Annotated in this window: 20 protein-coding genes and 1 riboswitch; of the genes, 11 read left to right on the forward strand and 9 right to left on the reverse strand. The window is 38.5% G+C overall.

The window, feature by feature from the left end; all coding sequences use genetic code 11:
• Positions 1-123: 123 nt before the first annotated feature.
• Together G8O30_RS14925 and G8O30_RS14930 are read left to right on the forward strand one after the other, a co-directional pair.
• Entirely contained in the window at positions 124-489 is a 366-nt protein-coding gene (locus G8O30_RS14925) for a sporulation protein (RefSeq protein ID WP_239672810.1), read from the forward strand.
• Positions 490-575: 86 nt separating this feature from the next.
• The gene (locus G8O30_RS14930; protein WP_239672811.1) at positions 576-983 is read left to right on the forward strand and encodes a hypothetical protein; all 408 of its coding nucleotides are present in this window, start codon (positions 576-578) and stop codon (positions 981-983) included.
• A 542-nt stretch (positions 984-1,525) separates the two neighbouring features.
• Here the strand turns inward: G8O30_RS14930 and G8O30_RS14935 are convergent.
• Genes G8O30_RS14935 through G8O30_RS14945 form a run of 3 tightly spaced genes read right to left on the reverse strand, consistent with a single transcriptional unit; the run spans position 1,526 to position 4,469 of the window.
• The gene (locus tag G8O30_RS14935) at positions 1,526-2,107 is read right to left on the reverse strand and encodes a GNAT family N-acetyltransferase (RefSeq protein ID WP_239672812.1); all 582 of its coding nucleotides are present in this window, start codon (positions 2,105-2,107) and stop codon (positions 1,526-1,528) included.
• A 54-nt stretch (positions 2,108-2,161) separates the two neighbouring features.
• A complete protein-coding gene (locus tag G8O30_RS14940) occupies positions 2,162-4,045 on the reverse strand; it encodes a terpene cyclase/mutase family protein (RefSeq protein ID WP_239672813.1) in 1,884 nt (627 codons plus the stop codon).
• Positions 4,046-4,097: 52 nt separating this feature from the next.
• Positions 4,098-4,469: a Na-translocating system protein MpsC family protein gene (locus tag G8O30_RS14945; RefSeq protein ID WP_239672814.1), complete on the reverse strand. Its 372-nt coding sequence runs from the start codon at positions 4,467-4,469 to the stop codon at positions 4,098-4,100.
• A 122-nt stretch (positions 4,470-4,591) separates the two neighbouring features.
• Positions 4,592-4,731: riboswitch (cyclic di-AMP (ydaO/yuaA leader) on the forward strand.
• 288 nt (positions 4,732-5,019) lie between these two features.
• Between G8O30_RS14945 and G8O30_RS14950 the strand changes: the two genes are divergently transcribed.
• Positions 5,020-5,673: a potassium channel family protein gene (locus G8O30_RS14950; RefSeq protein ID WP_239672815.1), complete on the forward strand. Its 654-nt coding sequence runs from the start codon at positions 5,020-5,022 to the stop codon at positions 5,671-5,673.
• A 1-nt stretch (position 5,674) separates the two neighbouring features.
• The gene (locus tag G8O30_RS14955) at positions 5,675-6,994 is read left to right on the forward strand and encodes a TrkH family potassium uptake protein (RefSeq protein ID WP_239672816.1); all 1,320 of its coding nucleotides are present in this window, start codon (positions 5,675-5,677) and stop codon (positions 6,992-6,994) included.
• 41 nt (positions 6,995-7,035) lie between these two features.
• Here the strand turns inward: G8O30_RS14955 and folE2 are convergent, their stop codons facing one another.
• Positions 7,036-7,944, reverse strand: a complete 909-nt coding sequence (gene folE2 / locus G8O30_RS14960; RefSeq protein ID WP_239672817.1) for a GTP cyclohydrolase FolE2 — start codon at positions 7,942-7,944, stop codon at positions 7,036-7,038.
• 253 nt (positions 7,945-8,197) lie between these two features.
• Between folE2 and G8O30_RS14965 the strand changes: the two genes are divergently transcribed.
• The gene (locus G8O30_RS14965) at positions 8,198-9,049 is read left to right on the forward strand and encodes an undecaprenyl-diphosphate phosphatase (RefSeq protein ID WP_239672818.1); all 852 of its coding nucleotides are present in this window, start codon (positions 8,198-8,200) and stop codon (positions 9,047-9,049) included.
• 138 nt (positions 9,050-9,187) lie between these two features.
• On the opposite strand, the gene G8O30_RS14970 is transcribed toward G8O30_RS14965, so the two are convergent.
• The gene (locus G8O30_RS14970) at positions 9,188-10,138 is read right to left on the reverse strand and encodes an ABC transporter substrate-binding protein (protein ID WP_239672819.1); all 951 of its coding nucleotides are present in this window, start codon (positions 10,136-10,138) and stop codon (positions 9,188-9,190) included.
• A 76-nt stretch (positions 10,139-10,214) separates the two neighbouring features.
• The gene (locus G8O30_RS14975) at positions 10,215-10,934 is read right to left on the reverse strand and encodes a helix-turn-helix domain-containing protein (protein WP_239672820.1); all 720 of its coding nucleotides are present in this window, start codon (positions 10,932-10,934) and stop codon (positions 10,215-10,217) included.
• 168 nt (positions 10,935-11,102) lie between these two features.
• On the opposite strand from G8O30_RS14975, the gene G8O30_RS14980 reads away from it, so the two are divergent.
• From G8O30_RS14980 to G8O30_RS14995, 4 genes are all read left to right on the forward strand, one after another.
• Positions 11,103-13,133: a cation:proton antiporter gene (locus tag G8O30_RS14980; protein WP_239672821.1), complete on the forward strand. Its 2,031-nt coding sequence runs from the start codon at positions 11,103-11,105 to the stop codon at positions 13,131-13,133.
• A gap of 234 nt (positions 13,134-13,367) precedes the next feature.
• Complete coding sequence (locus G8O30_RS14985) at positions 13,368-15,431, forward strand: methyl-accepting chemotaxis protein (protein WP_239672822.1); 2,064 nt, start codon at positions 13,368-13,370, stop codon at positions 15,429-15,431.
• A 281-nt stretch (positions 15,432-15,712) separates the two neighbouring features.
• Positions 15,713-16,774, forward strand: coding sequence for a ribosome small subunit-dependent GTPase A (gene rsgA / locus G8O30_RS14990; protein WP_420844578.1), 1,062 nt, complete (start codon positions 15,713-15,715; stop codon positions 16,772-16,774).
• Between the two features lie 175 nt (positions 16,775-16,949).
• Positions 16,950-17,408: a FixH family protein gene (locus G8O30_RS14995; protein ID WP_239672823.1), complete on the forward strand. Its 459-nt coding sequence runs from the start codon at positions 16,950-16,952 to the stop codon at positions 17,406-17,408.
• Between the two features lie 299 nt (positions 17,409-17,707).
• Here G8O30_RS14995 and G8O30_RS15000 read toward each other — a convergent pair whose 3' ends face one another.
• From G8O30_RS15000 to G8O30_RS15010, 3 genes are read right to left on the reverse strand one after another with little or no spacing between them, the layout of a single operon-like run.
• Positions 17,708-18,535: an ABC transporter ATP-binding protein gene (locus G8O30_RS15000; protein ID WP_239672824.1), complete on the reverse strand. Its 828-nt coding sequence runs from the start codon at positions 18,533-18,535 to the stop codon at positions 17,708-17,710.
• Positions 18,536-18,547: 12 nt separating this feature from the next.
• Positions 18,548-19,552: a FecCD family ABC transporter permease gene (locus G8O30_RS15005; protein ID WP_239672825.1), complete on the reverse strand. Its 1,005-nt coding sequence runs from the start codon at positions 19,550-19,552 to the stop codon at positions 18,548-18,550.
• Positions 19,552-20,571, reverse strand: a complete 1,020-nt coding sequence (locus G8O30_RS15010; protein ID WP_239672826.1) for a FecCD family ABC transporter permease — start codon at positions 20,569-20,571, stop codon at positions 19,552-19,554. Before G8O30_RS15010 ends, G8O30_RS15005 begins: the two co-directional genes overlap by 1 nt.
• A 464-nt stretch (positions 20,572-21,035) precedes the next feature.
• Between G8O30_RS15010 and G8O30_RS15015 the strand changes: the two genes are divergently transcribed.
• Positions 21,036-21,515 carry a hypothetical protein gene (locus G8O30_RS15015; protein WP_239672827.1) on the forward strand — a complete coding sequence of 160 codons (480 nt, stop codon included), beginning with the start codon at positions 21,036-21,038 and terminating at the stop codon, positions 21,513-21,515.
• An 87-nt stretch (positions 21,516-21,602) separates the two neighbouring features.
• Entirely contained in the window at positions 21,603-23,099 is a 1,497-nt protein-coding gene (locus tag G8O30_RS15020; protein ID WP_239672828.1) for a methyl-accepting chemotaxis protein, read from the forward strand.
• Positions 23,100-23,199: the final 100 nt, after the last annotated feature.

Consider the following 23,199-nt stretch of genomic DNA (forward strand, 5'->3'; position numbering starts at 1 on the left):
ATGAACCTTATGGCCGGAATTATTATTAATGGAGAAGTGAAGAATCCGCCGTGAACGCTTTAACTCACTTCTACTATTATAGTAATACTGGAAGCTAAGAAGGAAAAGAAAGGAAGAAAGTGGATGTTCTTTTTAGGGAAGAAACATCGCGTGGACTTGTGTCTGGAAAAAGAATTTTATCAGCCAGGTGAGCGTGTGGAAGGAACAATTAAATTAGAAAAGCGAAATAGAGATAAGATGACTAGACTTGAAGTAGAACTTTGGGAGTTAGCTAAAGGAGGAAAGTGGGAGTATATAGATCATGTGCGATCTTTCCTTCTGGGTGATGAACTTGAAGCTGGACAATCTAGGGTGGTAGAATTTCAAACTGTTCTTCCAGCTAGTTGTTGCCATACAAAGCAATACCGTTTGAAAACTAAGCTTGTGACAGAAAGAAACAAAATGCAAGTAGATCATGATCCGATAAACATACTGCCTACATGGTCTTAGTTTTGTAAATGACATGTAAGATGTATGTTACCTACCCGTTATGATTTTCTAGTAAAGTGTAGAAAAAGAGATAAGGGGATAATAGGATGAAATGGTTTGCTAGTGTGTTAGTTGGTTCCCTTTTATTAATGGGTTGTCAACAGGGAGAAAGTTCGTCGGAGGATGTCCCGTTTGAAACAGTTCAAGTGAGTCCTGAGGAACTTCCGGAACCTGAAAAAGATAAAACGGTGAAAAACTACTCTATAGAAGAAGAAATGCTTGAAGATACTAGAGGAACAATTATTGTAAGTACCAGTGCCACTTCAGATGAAGAATGGACGAAAATTGCAAAAGAAGTAGCATATCAATATCCGGATCTCTCTAAAGTGGAAGTCCAATTGATAGAAGAAAATCAATCTCAAGAAATGGCAACCGTATTTGTGCCTCTCTCTGATGAAGCGGTGCAAGAACTAGGAGTAGAGGATCAAACGGAAGTAGTTTTAGAGACAAGATAATATAACGTAAGTCCCACAGGAGCGCCTGGTGGGACTTTTTAATATATGGTTTTTTCGCGGACCACAAGAAGGGGAGAAATTGAAGTCAGGTGTCCCGCAAGAGCGTCTCGCGGACCACAAGAAGAGGAGAAATTGAAGTCAGGTGTCCCGCAAGAGCGTCTCGCGGACCACAAGAAGAGGAGAAATTGAAGTCAGGTGTCCCACAAGAGCGTCTCGTGGACCACAAGAAGAGGAGAAATTGAAGTCAGGTGTCCCGCAAGAGCGTCTCGCGGACCACAAGAAGAGGAGAAATTGAAGTCAGGTGTCCCACAAGAGCGTCTCGTGGACCACAAGAAGAGGAGAAATTGAAGTCAGGTGTCCCACAAGAGCGTCTCGCGGGCCACAAGAGCGTCTCGCGGACCACAAGAAGAGGAGAAATTGAAGTCAGGTGTCCCGCAAGAGCGTCTCGCGGACCACAAGAAGAGGTAAACCCTAATCCAAGTGTCCCGCAAGATAATCCCACCATTCGCCTCGCTCGCTAATTAAAGTCTATCTTCACAAAATTATTCCTTTGAAAAATAATCCTCATCCAGCAATGCGTAAATACATGTATCTGTCAGCTTTTGCTCATCTACAGACCAATCCTCTTTACGAAGAACACCTTCTAAAATATAGCCACTTCTCTCAGCTACGGCTCTGCTCTTCCAGTTGTGGCCTTCACAACGTATTTCTACTCGCTTCAATTCTAAGGTTTCAAAGGCGAATTTCGTCAGAGCATTTACTGCTTCTGTTACATAGCCCTTACCTGTGTATGTCGAATCTAACCAGTAACCAATCTCTGCAGACATCTTTGACCAGTCTAAATTATGGAAACCGGTGGAACCAACTACTTGGTCTGTTGCTTTCTCTACAATAATAAATCGAAGCGCTTCTCTTAAATCAAACTTTGCAATAGCCTGACGGAGGTTAATTTCTGTCTCTTCTTTGTTTTGTCCCTTATAAGCAAAAGGGAGCCACAATTTCAAATCATCTAGAGAGCGTTCAATTGCGGTATATAATTGCTCTGTGTCTTCTACTTTTGGACAACGTAGAAGAAGTCTGTCACTACTTATTTCTTTCGGTATTTCCCGAAGTATAGGATTCACAAAAATCCCCTCCTTTTCTACATAATATCACAATTTTCTGTCTTTAAAAGTGAATTATTTCTCGGGAAATGTCGTTTCATTTCCCCAAATAATGTAGTTTTTTAGCGCTTTTAGAGGAAAAATCCAGTTGTAACTGTGGTAATACATATAAAAATTTCCCGGAAGTCCTGCTCCTGTCGGATAAGAATAGGTCCAATTGCGTTCCAGTAATTGTTTGCATAAAGATTCCATACCTTTTTCAATACTTAATGCAACATTAGAAGGTGTGTTTCCTATTGTAGGGTAAACACTGATCAGTCCATCCAAGGCCCAAGCAGTTTGTGAAGGTGTACTGGCGTAAAGAGGTACGTATTGGTCTTTTTGATCACTATAACAAGACTCCCCCCAACCTCCATCTGGATTTTGGGTAGAAAGAAGAAACTTAACAGCTTTTTTTAGCATATCATCATCAGGCTTTACTCCTACAGATGCCAACCCTGTTACACTAGCCCAAGTGCCATAAATAAAGCACACACCCCACCTACCAAACCAGCTACCATCCTCTCTCTGTTTAGATCGAAGCCAGTCTACAGCTTTTCTTATAGAGGTATGTTCAAGTGTGAAATTTTTATAAGTACCGAAATACTCGATAACTCTCCCTGTTAAATCAGGAGTAGAAGGATCTATTGCCGCTGCTTCAGCGCCATCCATCGGAAATGCAGTATAAATTTTCTTTGTTTTGTTCGGTTCGAAAGCTGGAGATCCTCCAGCTTCGTTTTGCATCGCAAGTAAATATTTTTCTCCTCTATCGATTGCAGCAGTATCAACTTGTTGAAAGTGAAGTGCACGTAGTGCCGCAGATGTGTCATCTAAGTCAGGGTGTATCGTGTTACTATTAGAAAAACCCCAACCACCTGGTTCTACATTCTTTCTTTCTAACGCCCAATCCCCTTTCTTTGTATGCTGATGTTTAAGAAGGAATGGAACAGCTGAAGTAATCACTTGTTTGGTAGCTTGATAACCTGGTGTCTGAAGGACATAAGTTACTAAAGCTGTATCCCAAATGGTAGAAGGGGAATTTTCTACATGCTGAATTCTAGGGTTATAATGCCCTAACACACCGTTAACCGCTCTTCTAACTAATGCAGAACCACTTAGGTGTCCAGTAGCTAGTAAGGCATAAATATAAAAGAATGTTGAACTAAAGTAACTGTAATAAGTACCATCATCTTCTGTTCGATCAAGCATGTAATTCTTCGCCCTATGTAAGGCTTCTTCAGAAGGATATTGTACTAAATCATGAATGTGTGTAGTAATGTTTTCAAGAAGTTTACGTTGTTCGGTATCGATAGTAGGGCTTCTTTGATCAATAACAAGATGTCTAATGGAAGGAGTATGTTTGTTGAAATGGATATATCGCTTGTGCTTAAGAATTAACATAGGAGCTAAGTGAACTCTTGCATAACTGCTAAAGTCGTAAAAGTGAATAGGGCTCCATGATGGTAAAAGGAGGATTTCTATAGGGATTGGGAAGAACCTACTCCAAGGGTACTGACCGTGAGACGCTAACATAAACTTTGTAATGGAATGTACTTTATCTAGTCCACCCATGTCACGTATATACGTTTCTGCCTTTTTCATCATAGGATCACTGGCGGCACAAACCCCACTGTACAGAAGAGCAAAATATGCCTCGACAGTGGAAGAAAGATTTCCGTTTTTTTCATCGTGAAATAACTTCCATGTTCCATCCGCCGTTTGAAGTTTTATTAATCGCTGTCCTAACACGCGAATTAAAGGGTGATCCTTTTGGTTTAATGAAGTTAGTAAAATCATGGTGTATGCATCCGTCATAATAGGACCTTCAAAAGGAAAACGAAAAGACCCATCTGACACTTGAAAATCCTCTATAGAGGAAGTTAATTGTTCAATCAGTATGTTAACTCTAGAGATAGACATATACTCGCTCCCTTCTATACACTTATATGAGGAGGAGGGTAGAAAAAGGATATTAACTTTCTAGTTTAGCTTCTAGATCTTCACTCATAATGAAGACTTCGATTCTTTCTCCTGTTTCCGTTGAAATATCACTATGACTAGAAAGGATAGGAAGGCCTGTTAAGTTGGTAATAATCTCTTCAAATGCTTCGCTATGAATTTCTCGCAAAACTTGCCGCATTTGTTTGACTAATTTTTTTCCTTCTTCATGCTGGATTAGGTGCTTTTCCTCGATTGTTAACACACCTTTAAAACGAGTAATAACCATATCTTTTACTATATATGTTTTTGTTTCTTGAGGTCCTCTCCCAACTAAATCACGCTGATATTTAATACAAGCTTCACTAATTTCTGCTTCTAGTTTTCTTTTAGGCGATACGGGCATGGTTAGCACTCCTTTCTAAGTTATTGATAATACTAAAAATAGTACAGAAAAGTGTCAATGGAATTTTACAAAAAAATATATTTACAAATAGAGAACATGGGAGTATGATAATCCTCGTATTCAACTGAAACTGGCTTAATCCTGCATAGCAGGAACGGAGGAACCGATTAATTGGGGTTAATTTTACGTATGTAAAAGGGATGAAGTACTCTTTCGCCATCCTACCCGTCAGCTAACTTCGTAGGCTAAAGCGAGGGAGGTCATAGAGGCCACCTTTATATCAGGAGGTTTTTTTGTTGTGTGTGCAGCAGAAGAGCAGCTTGAAGAAAAAGGGGTTTTTTTCATGCATTCAACCAATGGATAACGGAGTAAGGAGAGAGCACTAGAGTGCTTGCTTTTTACTAAGTAGACCAGGTGGATCGAGGACAGAGACATGCTCACGAAACGTGTTTATTTCTCTATGCCTATTTGGATTCATTTGGTCTTTTTGTTGTGGGAAAGATTTTGTTGGAAATACTATTGAAAACAGGTAACGGAAGGAAGCGTAACAATGAAACAAGTAGTGGTTTTTGGTTTAGGTCGTTTTGGAGGAAACTTAATTAAGGCATTTGCTCCGTTAAATATTGAAGTATTAGCTGTTGATAGCCACCAAGATAAGGTGAATTATTTTGCTCAATTTGCAACACATGCAGTTCAAGCAAATGCTATAGATGAGCATGTATTAAAAGATTTAGGTATTCGCAATTTTGATTTAGCAGTTGTTTCGTTCGGTGATGACATTGAGGCAAGTATTCTTACTTGTATGCAGTTAAAGGATATTGGGGTTCCCGTAGTATGGGCCAAAGCACAGAATGATTATCATCAAAAAGTTTTAGAAAAAGTGGGAGTTGATCGAATTATCCAGCCAGAAAGAGATATGGCTAGACGTGTCGCTCATTATGTGACGTCAGAAAAAGTAGTAGACTTCATCGAACTGTCAGATCAGCACTCTATTATTGAAGTGGTTGCAACAGAAAATGTTCACTTGAAAACAATTAAGGACTTAGATTTCCGAGCTAAATTTGGCTGCAGTATCGTTGGTATTCAACGTGGAGGAGACATGATAGCTGTTCCGATGCCAGAGGAAATGTTAAGAGAAGGGGATGTGTTAATTGTTATGGGACATAATCGTGATTTAGCAAGACTAGAAGAACAGGGCGTGTAACATGAATTGGCTGAGTAGAACGGTAAACCCATCTCGTTTGTTAATCATTGTTTTTATTATTGTTGGATTGGTAGGTATGCTTTTACTAAAGCTGCCATTTGCTACAACGGAAAAAATTAGTTGGTTAGACGCTTTGTTTACTTCGATATCAGCAGTTACTGTTACAGGGTTAGTTGTAGTCGATACGGGGACAGTATATACATTGTTTGGGCAGTTGGTAATTTTAACACTGATTCAAATAGGTGGATTAGGAATAATGTCCTTTGCTGTTCTAATGTTTATGTTGTTAGGAAGAAAGATTGGTTTTAAAGAGAGGCTTGTTGTGCAACAATCGTTAAACCAGGCTTCTCTAGGGGGAATTATTAGCCTTGTTAAAAAGCTATTCATCTTCTCTTTTACGATCGAGTTTTTTGCCATGATGATCTTGGCTATGAAGTGGGTTCCTGAAATGGGTTTTGGTAAGGGACTATATTTCAGTTTCTTTCATTCCATTTCCGCTTTTAATAATGCTGGATTTGGACTATGGCCTGATAGCTTAATGAGAGAGGTAGGTAGCCCAGTAGTCAATATCGTTATTAGTTTATTGTTTATTCTTGGTGGTGTAGGGTTCACGGTGTTAGTAGATGTTTGGTCAAAGAAGTCTTTTAAGAAATTTAGTTTGCATACAAAACTTATGTTAGTTGGGTCCTTGGGATTAAATGTTTTTGCTATGTTTCTTTTCTTTATTCTAGAATACAACAATCCTGGAACACTGGGCCCATTATCTCTAGCAGACAAGTGGTGGGCATCGTATTTTCAAGCTGTAAGCCCAAGAACTGCAGGTTTTAACTCCATTGATATAGGAGCGATGGAAGAGCCGTCTATCTTTTTTATGATTGCGTTAATGTTTATTGGAGCAGGGAGTGCATCGACAGGTGGAGGGATTAAACTTACTACCTTCATTATCATTGTTTTGACTATTGGTGCGTTTTTAAAATCTAGAAAAGAGATTACTTTAGGTAGACGAACTGTTGGAGAAACGGTTATTTTTCGTTCCATGTCGATTACGACTTTATCAGCTCTAGTTGTGTTTAGTGCAACGTTTATGATTACCCTATCTGATAAACATGAGTTTTTACCATTACTATTTGAAGTCGTATCTGCTTTTGGAACAGTAGGATTGTCAATGGGAATCACCGCAGACCTATCTGCACTTGCGAAGTGGATTGTTATTTTTACCATGATGATAGGGAAGCTTGGACCACTTACCTTGGCATTTTCTTTAGCTACAAGTAAACAATCAAAGATTAAATACCCGAATGAGGATGTTCTTACGGGATAACGAAAAATAGCTAGAAAGCCTTTGCTTTCTAGCTATTATATTTAAGAATTAGTTTCGCAGTCTACATGGATTTTCGCGTAAGCGTCATGTAAATGAATCGATTCTTCATTACGACACTCAACGGAGAATCGGCTTAGTGCATCCCATTCATATAAGTCAGCAGCGATTAGACGTGTTAAATCTTCTACAAAACGAGGGTTCTCATATGCTTGTTCTGTCACACGCTTTTCATCTGGACGTTTTAATACTGGGTATAGCATAGCACTTGCATTGGATTCAATAGCATCTAGTAAAGTAACTTTCCAGTCTTGCTCGAATCCAGTATCAGCTTTTAGGTCAGCTTCGACCGTAACGATTCCACGTTGGTTATGAGCGCTGTACTCGCTGATTTCTTTTGAACAAGGACAAAGGGTTGCAACAGCAGCAGTCATTCCTACCGTAAATTTTGTTTTTTCTGTATTAGATACTTCCGCTTTCATGGTAACATCGGCATGGATTAATCCTGGCTTTTCCATCATTGGACTTTGGCGCTCAAAGTACCAAGGGAATGTCATAGAAACGATGGCACCTGGTTGCTCCATACGATCTGCTAATTCTTTCGCGAAGTCTTCTAGTGTTTCTAGTGTTACTGTCCAGCCGGATTGATGGCGATCATGTAGTGCTTCCGTTAAGCGTGACATGTTAATTCCTTTTCTCTCTTGGACTAGTGCAGTGGTCATTGTGATATTTGCAATAGTTGTTTGTTGAGAAGGAATAGTGTCTGCAGCAATTGTAATGGGATGTTTAACGTTCGTTACACCCACTTGCTGAATGGAGAATAAAAAGTCTTTCGGTGTATTTTGTAAATCAGGCATATCTTCTTTTTTTGTTGGTTTTGTTCCTTTAATTGGTGGAACAGAACCGAAGTGTTTATGTCTCTCTTCTTTTGAAGGCAATATACGCTTTGACATTTGTTAGAACTCCCTTTCTTATAATACTAGGTAGAAATAAGTGCATGCTTACCTAGTATTTTGTTCGAAAGCATAGGAAAACGCAACTAATAATGTCTAGCCTATGTGTTTGTAGTATTATCTCTTCTAGTTTATCTATCCTCTTTCTAGGGCTAGAGAAGAATGGAAATATAGGACTTCTATTATTTCTATTATAAGGGTAAAATCAATAAGTCGATTAATGAATATAGTTAAGAGAAATGAGGATTACTTCATGAATATATGGGAATTGATTGTGGCACTTATTTTAGGTGTAGTGGAAGGATTGACTGAATTTGCACCTGTCTCTTCTACCGGACACATGATTATTGTGGATGATATGTTATTGCAGTCAAAAGAACTATTAGGTTCTCAAGATGTAGCTAATACATTTAAAGTGGTAATACAACTAGGTTCCATTTTAGCTGTTGTTATTGTATTTTGGTCTCGTTTTATGGACTTATTGGGAATAAAGAAGCAAGATCAGAGTGGGAGTAGCCGATTGACACTTAGTACTGTATTAGTTGGATTACTTCCAGCCATCGTGTTAGGATTTGCTTTTGAGGACTTCATTGATACGTATTTGTTCTCGGTTGAAACGGTTATTGTCGGATTAGTTGCGGGAGCTGTGTTGATGATTGCTGCTGATTGGAAAGTGAAGCGCGATGAGAAAGCTGGAATTGGTACGAAAATTGATGGATTGGATGCTATCTCCTACAAAAATGCATTTTTAATAGGTTTGTTCCAATGTATTGCTTTATGGCCAGGGTTTTCTCGCTCTGGGTCAACCATTTCAGGTGGGGTATTATTAGGCTTACCGTATCGTGCTGCAGCAGATTTTACCTTTATTATGGCTGTTCCCATTATGGCAGGAGCAAGTGGATTATCTGTACTTAAGAATTTGGAGTATTTTACAGCAGATATGATACCATTCTTTGCAGTAGGATTTGTATCAGCTTTTATATTTGCATTTATTTCTATCCGTTTCTTTTTAGCCTTAATAAGTAAAATTCGCTTATTACCATTTGCCATATACCGAATTGTCTTAGCGTTTGTCATTTTAGGTGTTTATTTGAATATGAATTAAGGTTTTGCTCTCCTACTCGATGAAGTGGGGGAGCTACTTTTTTGTACCAAAGGATGGGAAAGCTAAAAAGTCGAGTATGTTTCATTGTGGAAGCGCACCAAAAGAAAAAAGCCCCGTATTAGAGGCTCTCAATGTTTATTAAAGATTATTTAAATACCTTGCGATTTCTTCCATTCCTTTTTCACGCTCAATAGGATCCCAGAAACCCCAAGTTGTAGATAAAGTAAATACTTTACCTTCTTTAACTGCATTCAGACTATTCCAAACATCAGAGTTCACAACAGAATCAAAGTATTCTCCGCTATTAAAGTATGTAACGTCGAAGATAACGTCTGGATTAAAAGTAGATAAACCTTCTAAAGAGATGTTAACACCAAAATCTTCTGGTAATCCATCAGCAGGAGTTAAGCCCATATCGTCAAATAAAAGACTGTTTACCGCATGGTTTTTGGTACCATATACGCGAATATCTTTTTTGTTAATAGATACCGCCATTACTTTTTGATCCCCAAGTTTATCTTTTAACAAAGTGGCCGTGTCTTTTGCTTTCTGGTCAAGCTCATCGATTACTTTCTGACCTTCTTCTTTTTTTCCGATAGCATCCGCAATCAGAAGATGATCTTCTTTCCAATCTCCACCTACTTCTACTACAACAGTAGGAATTGCTTCAGATAATGCATTATAAATTGGTTCGTATCTTTCACTCATGATTACTAAATCTGGATCTAAGGCTAAGATCTGTTCTGGATCTAACTCATCTGCGTAAGGAATAGCTTCTGTTTCCGCTAATTTTTCAACAAGATGTGGAGCGAATTCACCGTCGTAGGCCATAACGGCATGTGGAGTATGATTTAGAGATACTAACGTTCCTTCCCAGGAGACGTGAGAAAGAACAATCACTTTTTCGGGATTAGCAGGTACTTCAGACTCTCCTAAAAAGTGTTGAATTGTTCTTGTTTCATTTGTTTCTGAAACGGTGGTGTTTTCTGTTTTATTTTCGCTAACCGGTGCATTTTTATTTTCACTACATGCAGTTAACAAAAGGGTTAAAGCTGTAGCAAGTGAAATAGATAATAACTTTTTTTTCATTTTGATTCCTCCGTTGTGAATGATTTTCATTATCAATTATAAATTAGGGAACACCCAGATGCCATGGACATATCCTTCAACATCCATGGACATTTTGTTCCTTATATAAAGTTGGAGACACTCCGTAAGTGTTTTTAAATACTCTACTGAAATAAAATTCATCATCGAAACCGAGTTGCTTTGCAATACTTTTTACAGAGGCATCACTATCACGAATTAAGCTGGTAGCTGCATTCATTTTATACTGTTTAACATAGACAGAAGGACTAACTCCAAACTCATTGATGAATTTTTTATACAGTGTGGAAGAGGGTAAATTTAAGTAATTACTTAGGTCACTTGTTGTAAGTTTTGTATTTATATTCTCTTGCAAATAATTATCTACTTCTTGTCCAAAGGAGATATTTTTACTATTATGTAGCTGGTCAATTAGTTGATAAATCGACGATAGGTGTTCGTATGAGGGAGTTTCTGACAAATTATGTATGCAAGTTGCGAAAGGCTTCATATTAAATGGAGGCTTCACCTTCCATAAGGAAGTTTTTATAGGCTTATCCCAAGATAATAACCAACAAGAGCTAAGAGGACTCAAGTGGATGTGATATGGCGAAAACGAACAAGTGTTATCCCAAATTAGTTGGTGAGTTCTAATCGTAATACTTTCTAAGTTTTTCTGAAGCGTTATATAACCAGATTCCACATAAACCATAAAACTTTTACAATCAGTACAAGTTATTTTAATATCGATTGAGTTCAATTTTTTTACTGATAAGAGTTGCGGTAACTCCATCATCATCACAATCACCTACAATTACAAATTATGTATAGGAATAGTATAAAGATAATGATATTCATTTTCAATTAGTTTTGTGATGGATAATCTACTAAAGAATACAGTATAGTATGATGGTAGAATACTTACAGAAAGGATGTGATCATTCTGTTTCCCTTAAACGATCCAGTAATGATTTTTGCCATAGCACTTATCGCTTTCTTTATTTCTCCTATCATCATGAACCGCATAAGAGTGCCTGGTATCATTGGACCAATCTTGGCAGGTGTTCTTCTAGGCCCTAACGGACTGCATGTTTTAGATAGAGGAGAGACCGTACAATTACTTGGTACAGTAGGCTTACTATTTATCATCTTTATCGCAGGACTAGAATTAGATCTGAACGGATTTAAACAATACAGACAAAGAAGTATCACTTTTGGACTCTTTTCCTTCCTTACACCATTTCTTGTGGGGATGTTTTTAAGCGTTCTTTTAGGCTACGACTGGTGGGCGGCAGTTTTACTTGGATCCATCGTTGGATCGCATACCCTACTGTCTTATCCAATAGCTAGTCGCCTTGGAATAGCGAAAAACGGAGCAATTACCACCACTATAGGTGGGACGCTTGTTACGGATACACTGGCTATGGTCGTACTAGCGGTGGTAGCTGGAGCAGCAGTTGGAGATTTATCTATGATCTTCTGGGTAAAGCTAATAGCATCTGCAGTTATCCTTGTGTTAGCGGTGCTCGTAGGTGCACCCATTCTCTCCAAATGGTTTTTCAGAAATTCCAATGGAGATGGAGTGACGGAATTCCTATACGTAATGGTGGTCCTGTTTGTCTCTGCATTCCTGGCTAAGATTGGAGGATTAGAACCAATCATAGGGGCATTCTTAGCAGGGTTAGCACTTAATAGATACATTGCGGATGAAGGAATCATCATGAATCGAGTCCGATTCACAGCCAATTCCTTATTTATTCCATTCTTCTTATTCTCCGTAGGAATGTTAATGGATATCATCGGATTTCTACAAGACCCTAACTCCTGGATTGTTACAGCTGGAATTTTAGTATCAGTTATTGGGGGTAAATATGTTGCCACCATTATAGGGGCTAAAATATTTGGTTACACAGGAGACGAACAAAGGATTATGTTTGGGCTCTCCATAAACCAAGCTGCAGCAACTCTTGCAGCGACGCTAGTAGGGTTTGACTTAGGTCTACTTGATCAGGCAACAGTCAACGGTGTTATTATTATGATCTTGGTTACATGTATGATTGGCCCATACATGACGGAGAAATATGGTCGACGTTTAGCTTCATCTGTTACACAAGAAGAACAAAACGAACCAGAAAGAATCTTAATCCCATTAGCAAACCCTGAAACAATGGAATCATTACTAGAGTTGAGCTTTATGGTTAGAAATGCGAAGAAAACATCAGAACCTTTATTCCCGCTTACAGTTGTTCAAAAGGAAGTGCAAACAGCTCATACACAAGTTGCATCAGCGGAGAAAATGCTGAACAAAGCCATTTCCTATAGTACAAGTGCGGAAGTTCCGGTTAGACCTGTAACAAAAGTTGATTTAAACATCGTAAAGGGTATTGAACGTGCCATGACAGAAGAACGTATCACAACATTAGTGATGGGTTGGAATGGGAAACGATCTGGTGCGCAGATGCTATTTGGTAACGTTATTGACCAAGCGCTAGATCATACGTATCAACGAATGATTGTCTCGAAACTAGGACATCCATTACAAACAACAGATCGCGTTGCTGTCGTGATTCCTAATCATGCAAACCAAAAGCCTGGTTTCATGGACTCCCTAGCAATAATAAAAAACATGGTTGCGCAATTGGGAGCGGAACTAGAAATCCATGTAATTGGACCTGAGAAAGAAATCTATGAAAAAATAGTAGGTGCAGTAAAGCCATCCTTATCCATGAAAATAATCGGACATCCGACTTGGAAATCGCTAGAAGAATACGTCGAAGAGAAGTTACTTCCAAATGATCTAGTTATCCTTTTAAGTGCAAGAAAAGGAACGATTGCATGGCATCCAAAATTGGAAGAATTACCAACTAGATTGGCGCAAAGTGTTCCAAAGAGTTTTGTTATTTTCTATCCTACTGAACAAAAAGAAGTAGATATGAGGGGAACAAGAGGAACATCTTTGTCTCGTGAATGGATGTTTAATAAGGATTATGAGGAATAATGGGTAAATAAACATTAGTGATAGAGACTTGGAGCATATAGTTGCTTCAAGTCTTTTTTCTTGTACAAACAGTCACAACTCTAAGGTGACACGTACTGATTAGGATCTCCTTATTATTTACAACGATATGTTTGCATTTTATTTTGAGACATGTCCTATTGAATAGGTAATAGTTTAGTCGAATTTACTATCTTCCCATATGATAATCCATTACATCTTATAGGGGTGAGTAGATTGAAGACAATACGGACAAGGATTTTAACCCTTATGTTAACAGTCAGTTTAGTTCCATTTATTATCATCAGTATGATTAGCCTTTGGAATTCTTCTCGGTTCTTACTAGAAGGTGAGCAGGGGAAGATTGAAGCAATAAGGGACCTGAAAAAGCATGAGATTGAAATGTATTTTAAAGGAAAGTTGTCTGACAACCAAGTACTTGCACTCGATCCCACTGTTGTAAAAGCTTTCGAGGAATTCTCAGCAGCGTTTGATTTAGGAGGATTAGAGGCGAATGAGTATAAACAGATAGAGAAAACCTATCAAAGCTACTTTGATTTATATATTAAGGAAAAAGGGTACTACGATTTCTTTCTAATCGATATGGATGGTGACATTATATATACAGTAGCGAAAGAAAGTGATCTTGGTGAAAATTTATGGGATAGCAGTTTACGTAATTCGACCTTTGCGGATGCCCTAACCCGTTCTTTTCAGGATAAAACAACTGTTATCGGTGATTACAAATTCTACGAGCCATCTAAGGAACCAGCAGCATTTATCGTATCACCGCTCCATGATAGTGGGGAACACATCGGTTATGTGGCTACTCAACTAAGCGATAGTACTATTAATAATGTGATGCAATCGAGTACTGGATTAGGAGTGACTGGTGATTCTTATCTAATTGGGAGTGATCAACTATATAGATCAGATAGTAGATTATCTAGTAAGAAGGATATTGGTGTTACGAAAGTAGAAGATGATCTATTCCAAGCATACCAGGATGAAGGGACCACAACAATTGAATATAGTACGAAAACCGATGAGAAGAAAATGGTTAGCGCCGTTTCTTCTATAAATATAGAAGGTGTGAATTGGGGAATTGTGACGGAGGTTCATAAAGAAGAGATAATGCAACCTATGTACACATTACTGTGGAACCAAATTATTATCGCATCGATAGTAATGATTGTTGTTCTTATTGTTGCGTGGATTTTCTCGCAATCTTTTAGCAAACCTTTAACTTTATTGGCCAACTATGTCACTACCGTGGCAGGTGGTGATCTTCGAAGTTCCATAGAAGTAGAAGGAGAAGATGAGAGAGCACACTTAATGAAAGGGTTTAATTTTTTAATAGATTCTTTTAAAGATTTGTTACGGAACATTCAAGCAGCGGCAACACAAGTGTCTACATCTGCAAGTGATCTAACAGCAAGTGCTTTGTATACATCTAAAGCAGCTGAACAGGTGGTAGAAAGTGCTCAGAAGACATTCGTAGGTTCTAAAGATCAGCAAATGAAGGTAGAAAGTTTATTGAAAAACATGCAAGTGGGAAAAGAAAAGATGGAAGCATTATCACTTTCCTCTGCACTCATGGAATCATTAACAGAGAAATCCTCTAATTCGGTCGAACTAGGAGTGAAGGAGTTAGGAGAGCTAAGAAAAACTATTTCACAAATTGAGCTCACATTTGAAGATACAACTGGAATAATTCATGAGATGGTAAAACATACGGAAAACATTCAAAATGTGATGGAGTTAATAAATGAAATCTCCAATCAAACCAACCTTCTAGCGTTAAATGCAGCAATTGAAGCAGCTAGAGCTGGGGAAGCAGGCAACGGTTTTGCGGTTGTAGCTAGTGAAGTAAGAAAGCTGGCAACGAAAACAAAACTATCTTCAGAAGAGATTACGGAAACAGCCAAACGAATGGTGGAGGAATCTAAAAAAGCCTTAACATTTTCTAATCAAGGTTTAGGTTCCATTAAAGAAGGAGTTTCCGCAGCGGAAAACACTGTTCATGTATTCCGTGATATTGAAAAGTCTATTGGGCAACTAGTCCCTCAAGTAAAAGAGGTATCTCACATTGCAAAAACAGTGGATAGCACTTTACAATCTACTCAACTAGTCATAACAGAAGTGGGCGCACAAGCAATAATGAATGTGCAAAGTGCGCAAAGTGCTATGGAAGCGAGTGAGGCACAATTGTCAGCTGTGGAGGAGATGAGTGCTTCTGCCGTCGAATTAAATCAAGTAGCGGAAGACCTTAAAAAATCCGCAGACAAATTTAAACTATAGTAGCTGAGAAAAATATTTACAAAATTAACCTATAAATGGTATAGTGATATTATCAAATTCGGAAAGTGAGGGATGACATATGAGTGTATATATGACTGTAGTAGAAACTCAATTAAATATGGTGGTACATCCCTCCAAGTGGAACTAACCTGTCGTTTCATTACTATTTTCTTCTGCTTGGAAGGATGTGCCGTACTTTGTATCGGACATTAACTTACCAACAGTGGGTCAAGACCGTTACGTACGGTCTTTTTTTGTACCCAAAATCAGGAGGAAATACATTGAATAGTAAACAATTTGGATGGAACGAAATTAGAGAAACACAACGTCAGGATTGGCCAGATACAAACGCCATTCCAGGAAGAGTATTAGTGGAACATAAGCGTATGTATCGCATTGCAACAGATCACGGAGAATTACTTGGTGAGATCTCTGGTAAGTTGCGTTTTGATGCACTAAGCAGACTAGATTATCCAGCAGTAGGAGATTGGGTGATGATCCACGCAAGGCCAGAAGAAGGAAAAGCAACGATACAAGGCATCCTACCTAGACAATCTTTCTTCTCACGTAAAGTGGCAGGAACGACCTTGGAACAACAGATAATAGCGTCGAACGTGGACACTGTCTTTCTTGTAAATGCATTAAACCAAGACTTCAACATAAGAAGAATGGAAAGATATCTAGTAATGGCTTACGAAAGTGGAGCGAATCCAGTATTTGTTCTGACAAAAGCAGACTTGTGTGATGATGTGGAGGAGAAGCGCCAACTAGTGGAAAACATAGCATTTGGTGTACCAATCCACGTGGTCAGTGCACGGACAAACACTGGTATGGAAGAATTAGAGCCTTATCTACAAGAAGGGAAGACAGTTGCTTTATTGGGTTCCTCTGGTGCGGGTAAATCAACGTTAACCAACCTTTTCTTGGGGGAAGAAGTTCAATTAGTGAAAGAAGTACGAGAAGATGACGACCGCGGGAAGCATACGACCACTCATCGAGAACTGTTTCCATTACCGACAGGAGCGTTACTCATTGATACACCGGGTATGAGAGAATTGCAACTGTGGGAAGCGGATAGTTCTAGTGATCATGGTTTTTCTGATATTAAGGAGCTAGCAGAAAGGTGTAAATTTAGAGATTGCACACACAAAGCCGAGCCAGGCTGCGCAGTGCAAGGAGCAATTATGTCAGGAGAATTAGAGAAAGGTCGTTTTGAATCCTATAAAAAGCTTCTAAGGGAACTTGCTTTCATGGACAGAAAAGGGGATAAAGTTCTTGAAAAAGCTGAAAGAGCAAAATGGAAAAAAACAAGCCAAATGATGAAGAAGAATTCCTTTAAATAATACACAAAAGCTAGGAGCGAGAAGTAATTCGTTTCTAGCTTTTTTCATCTTCAGGAAGGCATCTTGTATAATACCCGTATCCCAAACCTCCATAAAACTGTCAAATAATCTTGTAACATATAAACGTTTTTCCAGTATAGTTAAGGTAGTAGGGGAATTGGAAGGGGGATATAAAATGTATAAAAAATTACTATTAACATGTGCAGCTATGATTACTTTAACAGCTTGCCAGAAAGATACTACTCGAGAAGTACAACAAATGGTAGACGTAGAATTAGAGGTTCCGAGTGACCTTGCAGTAAAGGAAGAATCAAGGTTGCAGGCAACTATTTCACAAGGTGGTTCACCTGTTGATGACGCAGATGTAGTAGACTTTGAGATTTGGGTAGCGAATAATAGAGAAGAGTCCGTTTGGTTATCGGCAGAGCAAGTAGAGAAAGGTAAATACGAAGTTACATATGAGTTTACAGAAGACGGGGTTTACTTTATCCAAACACATGTTACGGCTAGAGATCTTCACGTTATGCCAGTGGAAGAAGTGGAAGTTGGAGAGGTAACAGAGGAAATGCGTGCTGCTGTACAGGAAGACCAAGGAAAAGCAGACATGTCGGATACAGGGCATAGTCACCATTAAAAAAGAAGAGACTCGTTGTCTCTTCTTTTTGTTTGGGAAAAAGCGACCAACCTAGTGGGTTTGCGACCGAAATCCTGGGGAAGCGACCAATCTAAGTGGTTTGCGACCGAAATCCTGGGAAAGCGACCAACCTAAGTGGTTTGCGACCAAAATCCTAAGAAAGCGACCAACCTAAGGAGTTTGCGACCGAAATCCTGGGGAAGCGACCAATCTAAGTGGTTTGCGACCGAAACCCTGGGAAAGCGACCAACCTAAGGAGTTTGCGACCAAAATCCTGAGAAAGCAACCAACCTACTCCCCTAAACTAATACAGCTTCCTTCTCTACCATCAATTCATCTCTCTCACTAGCCAACTCGTACGACAAACATAATGGCTTACCACTAATAGGATCTTCTACAATAGTTGCTTCAATTTGAAAGACCGTTCTCAAAACATCTGCAGTCATGACTTCTTCTGGATCTCCAGCTTTCACTACTTGCCCCTCAGACAACGCAACAAGATAATGAGAAAAGCGTGCGGCATGATTCAAATCATGAAGAACCATGACAATCGTTCGGCCATCTTCTTCATTTAATTTCTTCAATAAAGTTAAAACTTCTAATTGATGTGCCATATCTAAATAAGTTGTAGGTTCATCCAATATTAGTAAAGGGGTCTCTTGAGCTAAAGCCATGGCAATCCAAACACGTTGACGTTGTCCGCCTGATAAAGCATCTATTGAACGATGACGAAACTCACTTAATCCAGTAGAATCTAACGCTCTCTCAACAATTGTATGGTCATCAGCTGTTAATTTTCCAAAGCCTTTTTGATGAGGAAAGCGGCCGTAGGAAACTAATTCGTAAACTGTCAAACCACTCGGTGCTTCAGGGGTTTGAGGTAAGATAGCCATTTTTTTAGCTAAGTCTTTTGTTTTTTCTGTATGAATCGCTTTTCCATCTAAATAGGCAACACCACTTTTAGGAGAATGAATTCTTGCAACCGTCTTAAGAATAGTAGACTTCCCGCATCCGTTCGCTCCAATAATGGTAGTGATTTTTTCTTCTGGAATCTGAATAGATAGTTGATCTACAATGGTTGTTTCTCCGTATCCAATGGTTAAAGATTCTGTACGAATAACTGGCATAGGAACTCCTCCTTAAGGTGTTTTAATTAATAGATAAATGAAATAAGGTGCTCCAAGAAAGGCAACAACAATCCCCACTGGAATGGAACTTGGAGCAATCAATACTCGCGAAACATAATCAGAAAATAATAGTAACAGAGCTCCGGTTAAAGCAGCTGCTGGTAAAAGGAACTGATGCCTTGGTCCGACGACTTTTCGTGCAATGTGGGGAGCAATTAAGCCTAAAAATGAAATACCTCCACCAACAGAGACGGAAGATCCTGCGAGAGCAACGGCTATGAAAAGCATCAATCGTCGTTCTTTTTCCACATGTGTACCTAAACCAGTTGCTAAAGAATCACCAAGGTTAAGGACATTTAGATAACGAGCTCGATAAAAGGCAAGAGGGAGTAATACCACTATCCACGGTAATAAACTTAGGACATAGGTCCAATTTGCTCCCCATATGCTTCCCGTTAACCAAACCGTTGCTTTCATAAAATCTCTTGGATCCATTCGTAGCTGAATAACAATAAGACAGGCTCCAAATAATGCGGCTATTCCTATCCCAACTAAAATGAGACGAGATGGTGTCACTACCCCACCTTTCATTGCGAATAAGTAGATAAGAAAGGCTGCTAAACCAGCTCCTACTAAAGCAAAAATAGGCATGGTATAAATAGTAAGTGCATTGGGCTCTATAGCGTTTCCGCTGACTAAATACAAATACAAGACAACTGCGAACCCTGCACCAGCATTGATACCAATGATACCTGGATCCGCTAAATCGTTTCTCGTAACACCTTGTAAAATGGCGCCAGCTACCGCCATTCCAGCTCCAATTAGAAGAGCTAACACCATTCGAGGTAAACGGAAGGAAAACAAGACTAATTCATCCTGGTCCGTCCCATAACCTATGAAAGTCTTCAACACGTCCAAAGGGGCTATCTTAATAACTCCTGTATTTAGACTGACGAGGAAGGTAACAAGGATCAGAATAGGAAGTAGCATAAAGAATATTTTTTGAGATTTAGTCATTATAGGCCCCTCCTATCCTGCCTTGCTAAATATAAAAAGAATGGTACGCCTACTAGTGCTGTGATAGCCCCTACAGGAGTTTCAAATGGTGGATTCACCATTCTAGATCCAATGTCCGCTACAACTAAGAGCAATGCTCCGAAAATAGCTGAACAAGGAATTACAACTCTATAATCCACCCCAACTATGTATCTCGTAACATGTGGAATAATTAATCCAATAAATCCTACTGCACCTGCCACAGAAACTGCTGCTCCAGTTAACAATAAAACAGAAATAGTAGCAATGGTCTTAATTAATATGGTTTGTTGACCTAAACCAATTGCTACTTCATCCCCTAAGCTTAAAATAGTAATAGATCTAGAGATAAATAGGGCTAACAGAAGTCCTATAAAAAAAGCTGGTATTAGCCATTGGACTTGTGCCCATGTGACACCTGTAAGCCCACCTGCAAACCAAAAACTAATATCTTGAGCTACATTAAAGTGAATGGCTATTCCTGTAGATATGGAATCTAATAGAGCTCCTACTGCTACTCCGGCTAAAGCTAATTTGACAGGGGATAATGTCCCCTTAGCAGCAAAAGCGATGGAAAATACTAATAATGCACCGAGGCCAGCTCCAAGAAAAGATACAGACATGATTTCTAAAACAGATAGTCCAGGAATAAAGGCAAAAACAATAGCAATGGCAAATGCCGCGCCATCAGATACACCCATAATAGAAGGAGAAGCTAAAGGATTTCTTGTCATCCCTTGCATAATAGCTCCAGAAACAGCTAAAGCCGCTCCTACAAAAGCGCTAGCAAGGGCACGAGGGATTCGTAATTCGTGAATAATTTGGTGTTGGAGTTCGTTAGGGTTAAAAGAAAGAAGGGAATTCCAAACAGTCCCAAGTTTAATATCTGCTGCTCCTAAAGAGATAGAAGCTGCCATACTAAAAAGGAGGATTACTAATCCTACAAGACCAGTAATAGTACCGACGATTGGTCGAGATTTTACTTCTTGGTGTGAAGTCACTACATGCACCTACTTTATTATTGATAATCATTTTCAATAAGATAAGTATAAATCGTGATGTGTTTATGTGCAACAAAAGTATGGATAATGCCATTGCGAAAAGTGTCAATCTATTTCGCTTACAACCATTTACCTCTACTTACTTGTACAGTAGTTGAACAATAGAGGGAATAGTACTACACGATAATAGGCTAGTAGATATAGCCTATTATCGTGAAATTAATCCAACATATACCTTGAAATGTCCTAATTTTGGACGTTCAAGCCTTTTTTTACTGTCAAATGGATAATCAATAGGAAATATGTACTAATTTTAACTTCACACTAACGTAGTAAAGAAATTTGTTTTACAATGGTGTTACATCCTTATTAATCTAGTAAATTTTCTTCGTTTGTTTCAGTAGTAACTTGTGAATTAGAGCTCCCATGTCAAGGATGGCTGGGTGCGGAAAAGGAGTTATTCTATGGCTAAGATTAAAAGTCCATTACCGCTATTGAAAATAATAGCAAGTGGACGATTTGAAACGATCTATGTACACAAAGCTGGAATGTGGATGTACTCTTCCCCGAATAAATCGGATTTGGCAGCAATGTTAAAAAGAGAAGAAATTCAAGAACGTTCTAAAGCTGAGTCAGTTTTTCAATTGTACCGATTAAATGAACAACTTTTGCAAAATACAGAGAGTGATATATCTTGGAAGACGGAAATTGAACAAAAATATGTCTCCAAAATGTTTCCTAACGTAACATCTTTTCCTTTTCATTCAAAGGAACAAGCTTTTGAATCTATTTTTCTACCTTATATAAAATCTACTAGTAGCGAAACAGATGAAACCTTAGTAAAAAAAGAAGCAGAAGAAGAGTATGTAGAATTTATGCTTTCCATTATGTCTGAGATCTTTGGTGTTCAATTTCAATGGCAGCGTAACGCAAACAAAAAGTAATTACTTCAAAAAATTCAGAATATAGGTACGAAATGGCCCTACCACATGGTAGAATAAAGAAAAGTAGATAGTGAAGGGGCATTCAGTATGTTAGAGACGTTTAAAATAAATGAGTTACGTAGCAAAAATCAGTTTATCTTTTTTATTTATATGATTACTATTATTGCGGGGATGGGAGTTGCCATATCGGATAAAAGTATCGAGACAATCTGGAACTATGGTACTCAGTTTGTATTATTAGTCTGTGCATACATACTATTTCATCGAGTATTAAAATGGAATAAGTTATATCCTGTTATTAATATCTTTATCATCTGTGGAGGGTTGCTATTCTCTATTTTCTCCATTGGTGGGTCGTTAGCTGTTGTGTTAATATCCTATTTTTTACTTGTGTTTTCTAGTATTCCTCTACTATGGTCAAGCTTTCTTGTTGGGGTAGTGGGTAGTTTATCTGTAATTTTAGTAAACAATCTATATGTGCGAAAACCATTTGAGTTTATTAGTGAGCAACTATCTTATGTAATACTTGTCTACATACTCATTACAGGGATGTTAGGAGTTCTAGTCTTTTTAGCAACGAAATCTAACCGCTATACGTTATCGCTACTGGAACAAACCGAAGCAAGAGCAACACAAGAAGAAAAAACTAGAAAAGAATTATGGGAAGAAGTCACGGTAATGGTAAGGAAGCTAACGGATACAAATGAATACATCCAACAAAACGTACTTGCACAAGAGCAAGTAACAAAGGTGATTCATGAGTTAGCATCAGGAACAACTGCTCAAACAGAAGAAATTCAAACAATTTCTTCACAGGCAGGTAAAACAGCAGAGAGAATGAATGAATTGCATACTACAGCCTTTTCTTTACAATCAAATTCCACCGAAATGAATAATGCCATTACGATAAGTTTGGATACTGTAAAAGCATTAGTTAATGAAGTAGATAAGATGAGGCATCAAACAGAACTTGTAACAGTAGAATTTGAAAAATTACGTTCAACTATACAACATACAGGGGAATTTATTGAAGATATCCATCATATCACTGGTCAAACGAATTTATTAGCACTTAATGCATCCATAGAAGCGGCAAGAGCAGGAACAGCTGGTAAGGGATTCGCAGTAGTTGCTAACGAAATTCGTTCTCTCGCAGAACATACGAAAGCACTTACGGTTGAGATATCAACGAATTTAGAAAGTATGAGTTTATTTAGCGAAGAGACATCTAAAAGAATTGATGATCAAGTAAATGCACTCCATACAAGTGAAGTAGGTGTCCAAGAAGTAGAAATGAACCTGACAAGCTTATCAGTAAATGTAGAGGGAATTTTATCGTCTATTGAGCAACTATTCGGTTTATCACAAGAAGTAAGTGAACAAACAACTGTGGTAGAAAAATCTACGGTCGACCTTGCATCTGTTCTAGAGGAAGCTAGTGCTGGCTTTGAGGAAATGAGTGCAGCTGTAGAAACAATACAGACAGAAAACGAACAAATCGCTTCATTAATGAAAGAAACAAAAGAATCAGCAGAATTTATTCGTCATACGTATACGACTGATAACATGGAAGAGACTGCCTAATATAGGCGGTCTTTTTTTACATTAATAACGAACCATCAACAGACGGAAGAAGTCGTTATTAGAAGAATTTTCGTAAAAAAGACTTTACGATCTATCCTTG

Source organism: Mangrovibacillus cuniculi, from assembly GCF_015482585.1.
In the GTDB taxonomy this organism is placed as follows: Bacteria; Bacillota; Bacilli; order Bacillales; family R1DC41; genus Mangrovibacillus; species Mangrovibacillus cuniculi.

Coding starts and splice junctions, on each gene's coding strand:
- G8O30_RS14925 (WP_239672810.1), top strand. CDS start 124: ATGTTCTTTTTAGGGAAGAAACATCGCGTGGACTTGTGTCTGGAAAAA.
- G8O30_RS14930 (WP_239672811.1), top strand. CDS start 576: ATGAAATGGTTTGCTAGTGTGTTAGTTGGTTCCCTTTTATTAATGGGT.
- G8O30_RS14940 (WP_239672813.1), bottom strand. CDS start 4,045: ATGTCTATCTCTAGAGTTAACATACTGATTGAACAATTAACTTCCTCT.
- G8O30_RS14945 (WP_239672814.1), bottom strand. CDS start 4,469: ATGCCCGTATCGCCTAAAAGAAAACTAGAAGCAGAAATTAGTGAAGCT.
- G8O30_RS14950 (WP_239672815.1), top strand. CDS start 5,020: ATGAAACAAGTAGTGGTTTTTGGTTTAGGTCGTTTTGGAGGAAACTTA.
- G8O30_RS14955 (WP_239672816.1), top strand. CDS start 5,675: ATGAATTGGCTGAGTAGAACGGTAAACCCATCTCGTTTGTTAATCATT.
- folE2 (WP_239672817.1), bottom strand. CDS start 7,944: ATGTCAAAGCGTATATTGCCTTCAAAAGAAGAGAGACATAAACACTTC.
- G8O30_RS14965 (WP_239672818.1), top strand. CDS start 8,198: ATGAATATATGGGAATTGATTGTGGCACTTATTTTAGGTGTAGTGGAA.
- G8O30_RS14970 (WP_239672819.1), bottom strand. CDS start 10,138: ATGAAAAAAAAGTTATTATCTATTTCACTTGCTACAGCTTTAACCCTT.
- G8O30_RS14975 (WP_239672820.1), bottom strand. CDS start 10,934: ATGATGATGGAGTTACCGCAACTCTTATCAGTAAAAAAATTGAACTCA.
- G8O30_RS14980 (WP_239672821.1), top strand. CDS start 11,103: ATGATTTTTGCCATAGCACTTATCGCTTTCTTTATTTCTCCTATCATC.
- G8O30_RS14995 (WP_239672823.1), top strand. CDS start 16,950: ATGTATAAAAAATTACTATTAACATGTGCAGCTATGATTACTTTAACA.
- G8O30_RS15000 (WP_239672824.1), bottom strand. CDS start 18,535: ATGCCAGTTATTCGTACAGAATCTTTAACCATTGGATACGGAGAAACA.
- G8O30_RS15005 (WP_239672825.1), bottom strand. CDS start 19,552: ATGACTAAATCTCAAAAAATATTCTTTATGCTACTTCCTATTCTGATC.
- G8O30_RS15015 (WP_239672827.1), top strand. CDS start 21,036: ATGGCTAAGATTAAAAGTCCATTACCGCTATTGAAAATAATAGCAAGT.
- G8O30_RS15020 (WP_239672828.1), top strand. CDS start 21,603: ATGTTAGAGACGTTTAAAATAAATGAGTTACGTAGCAAAAATCAGTTT.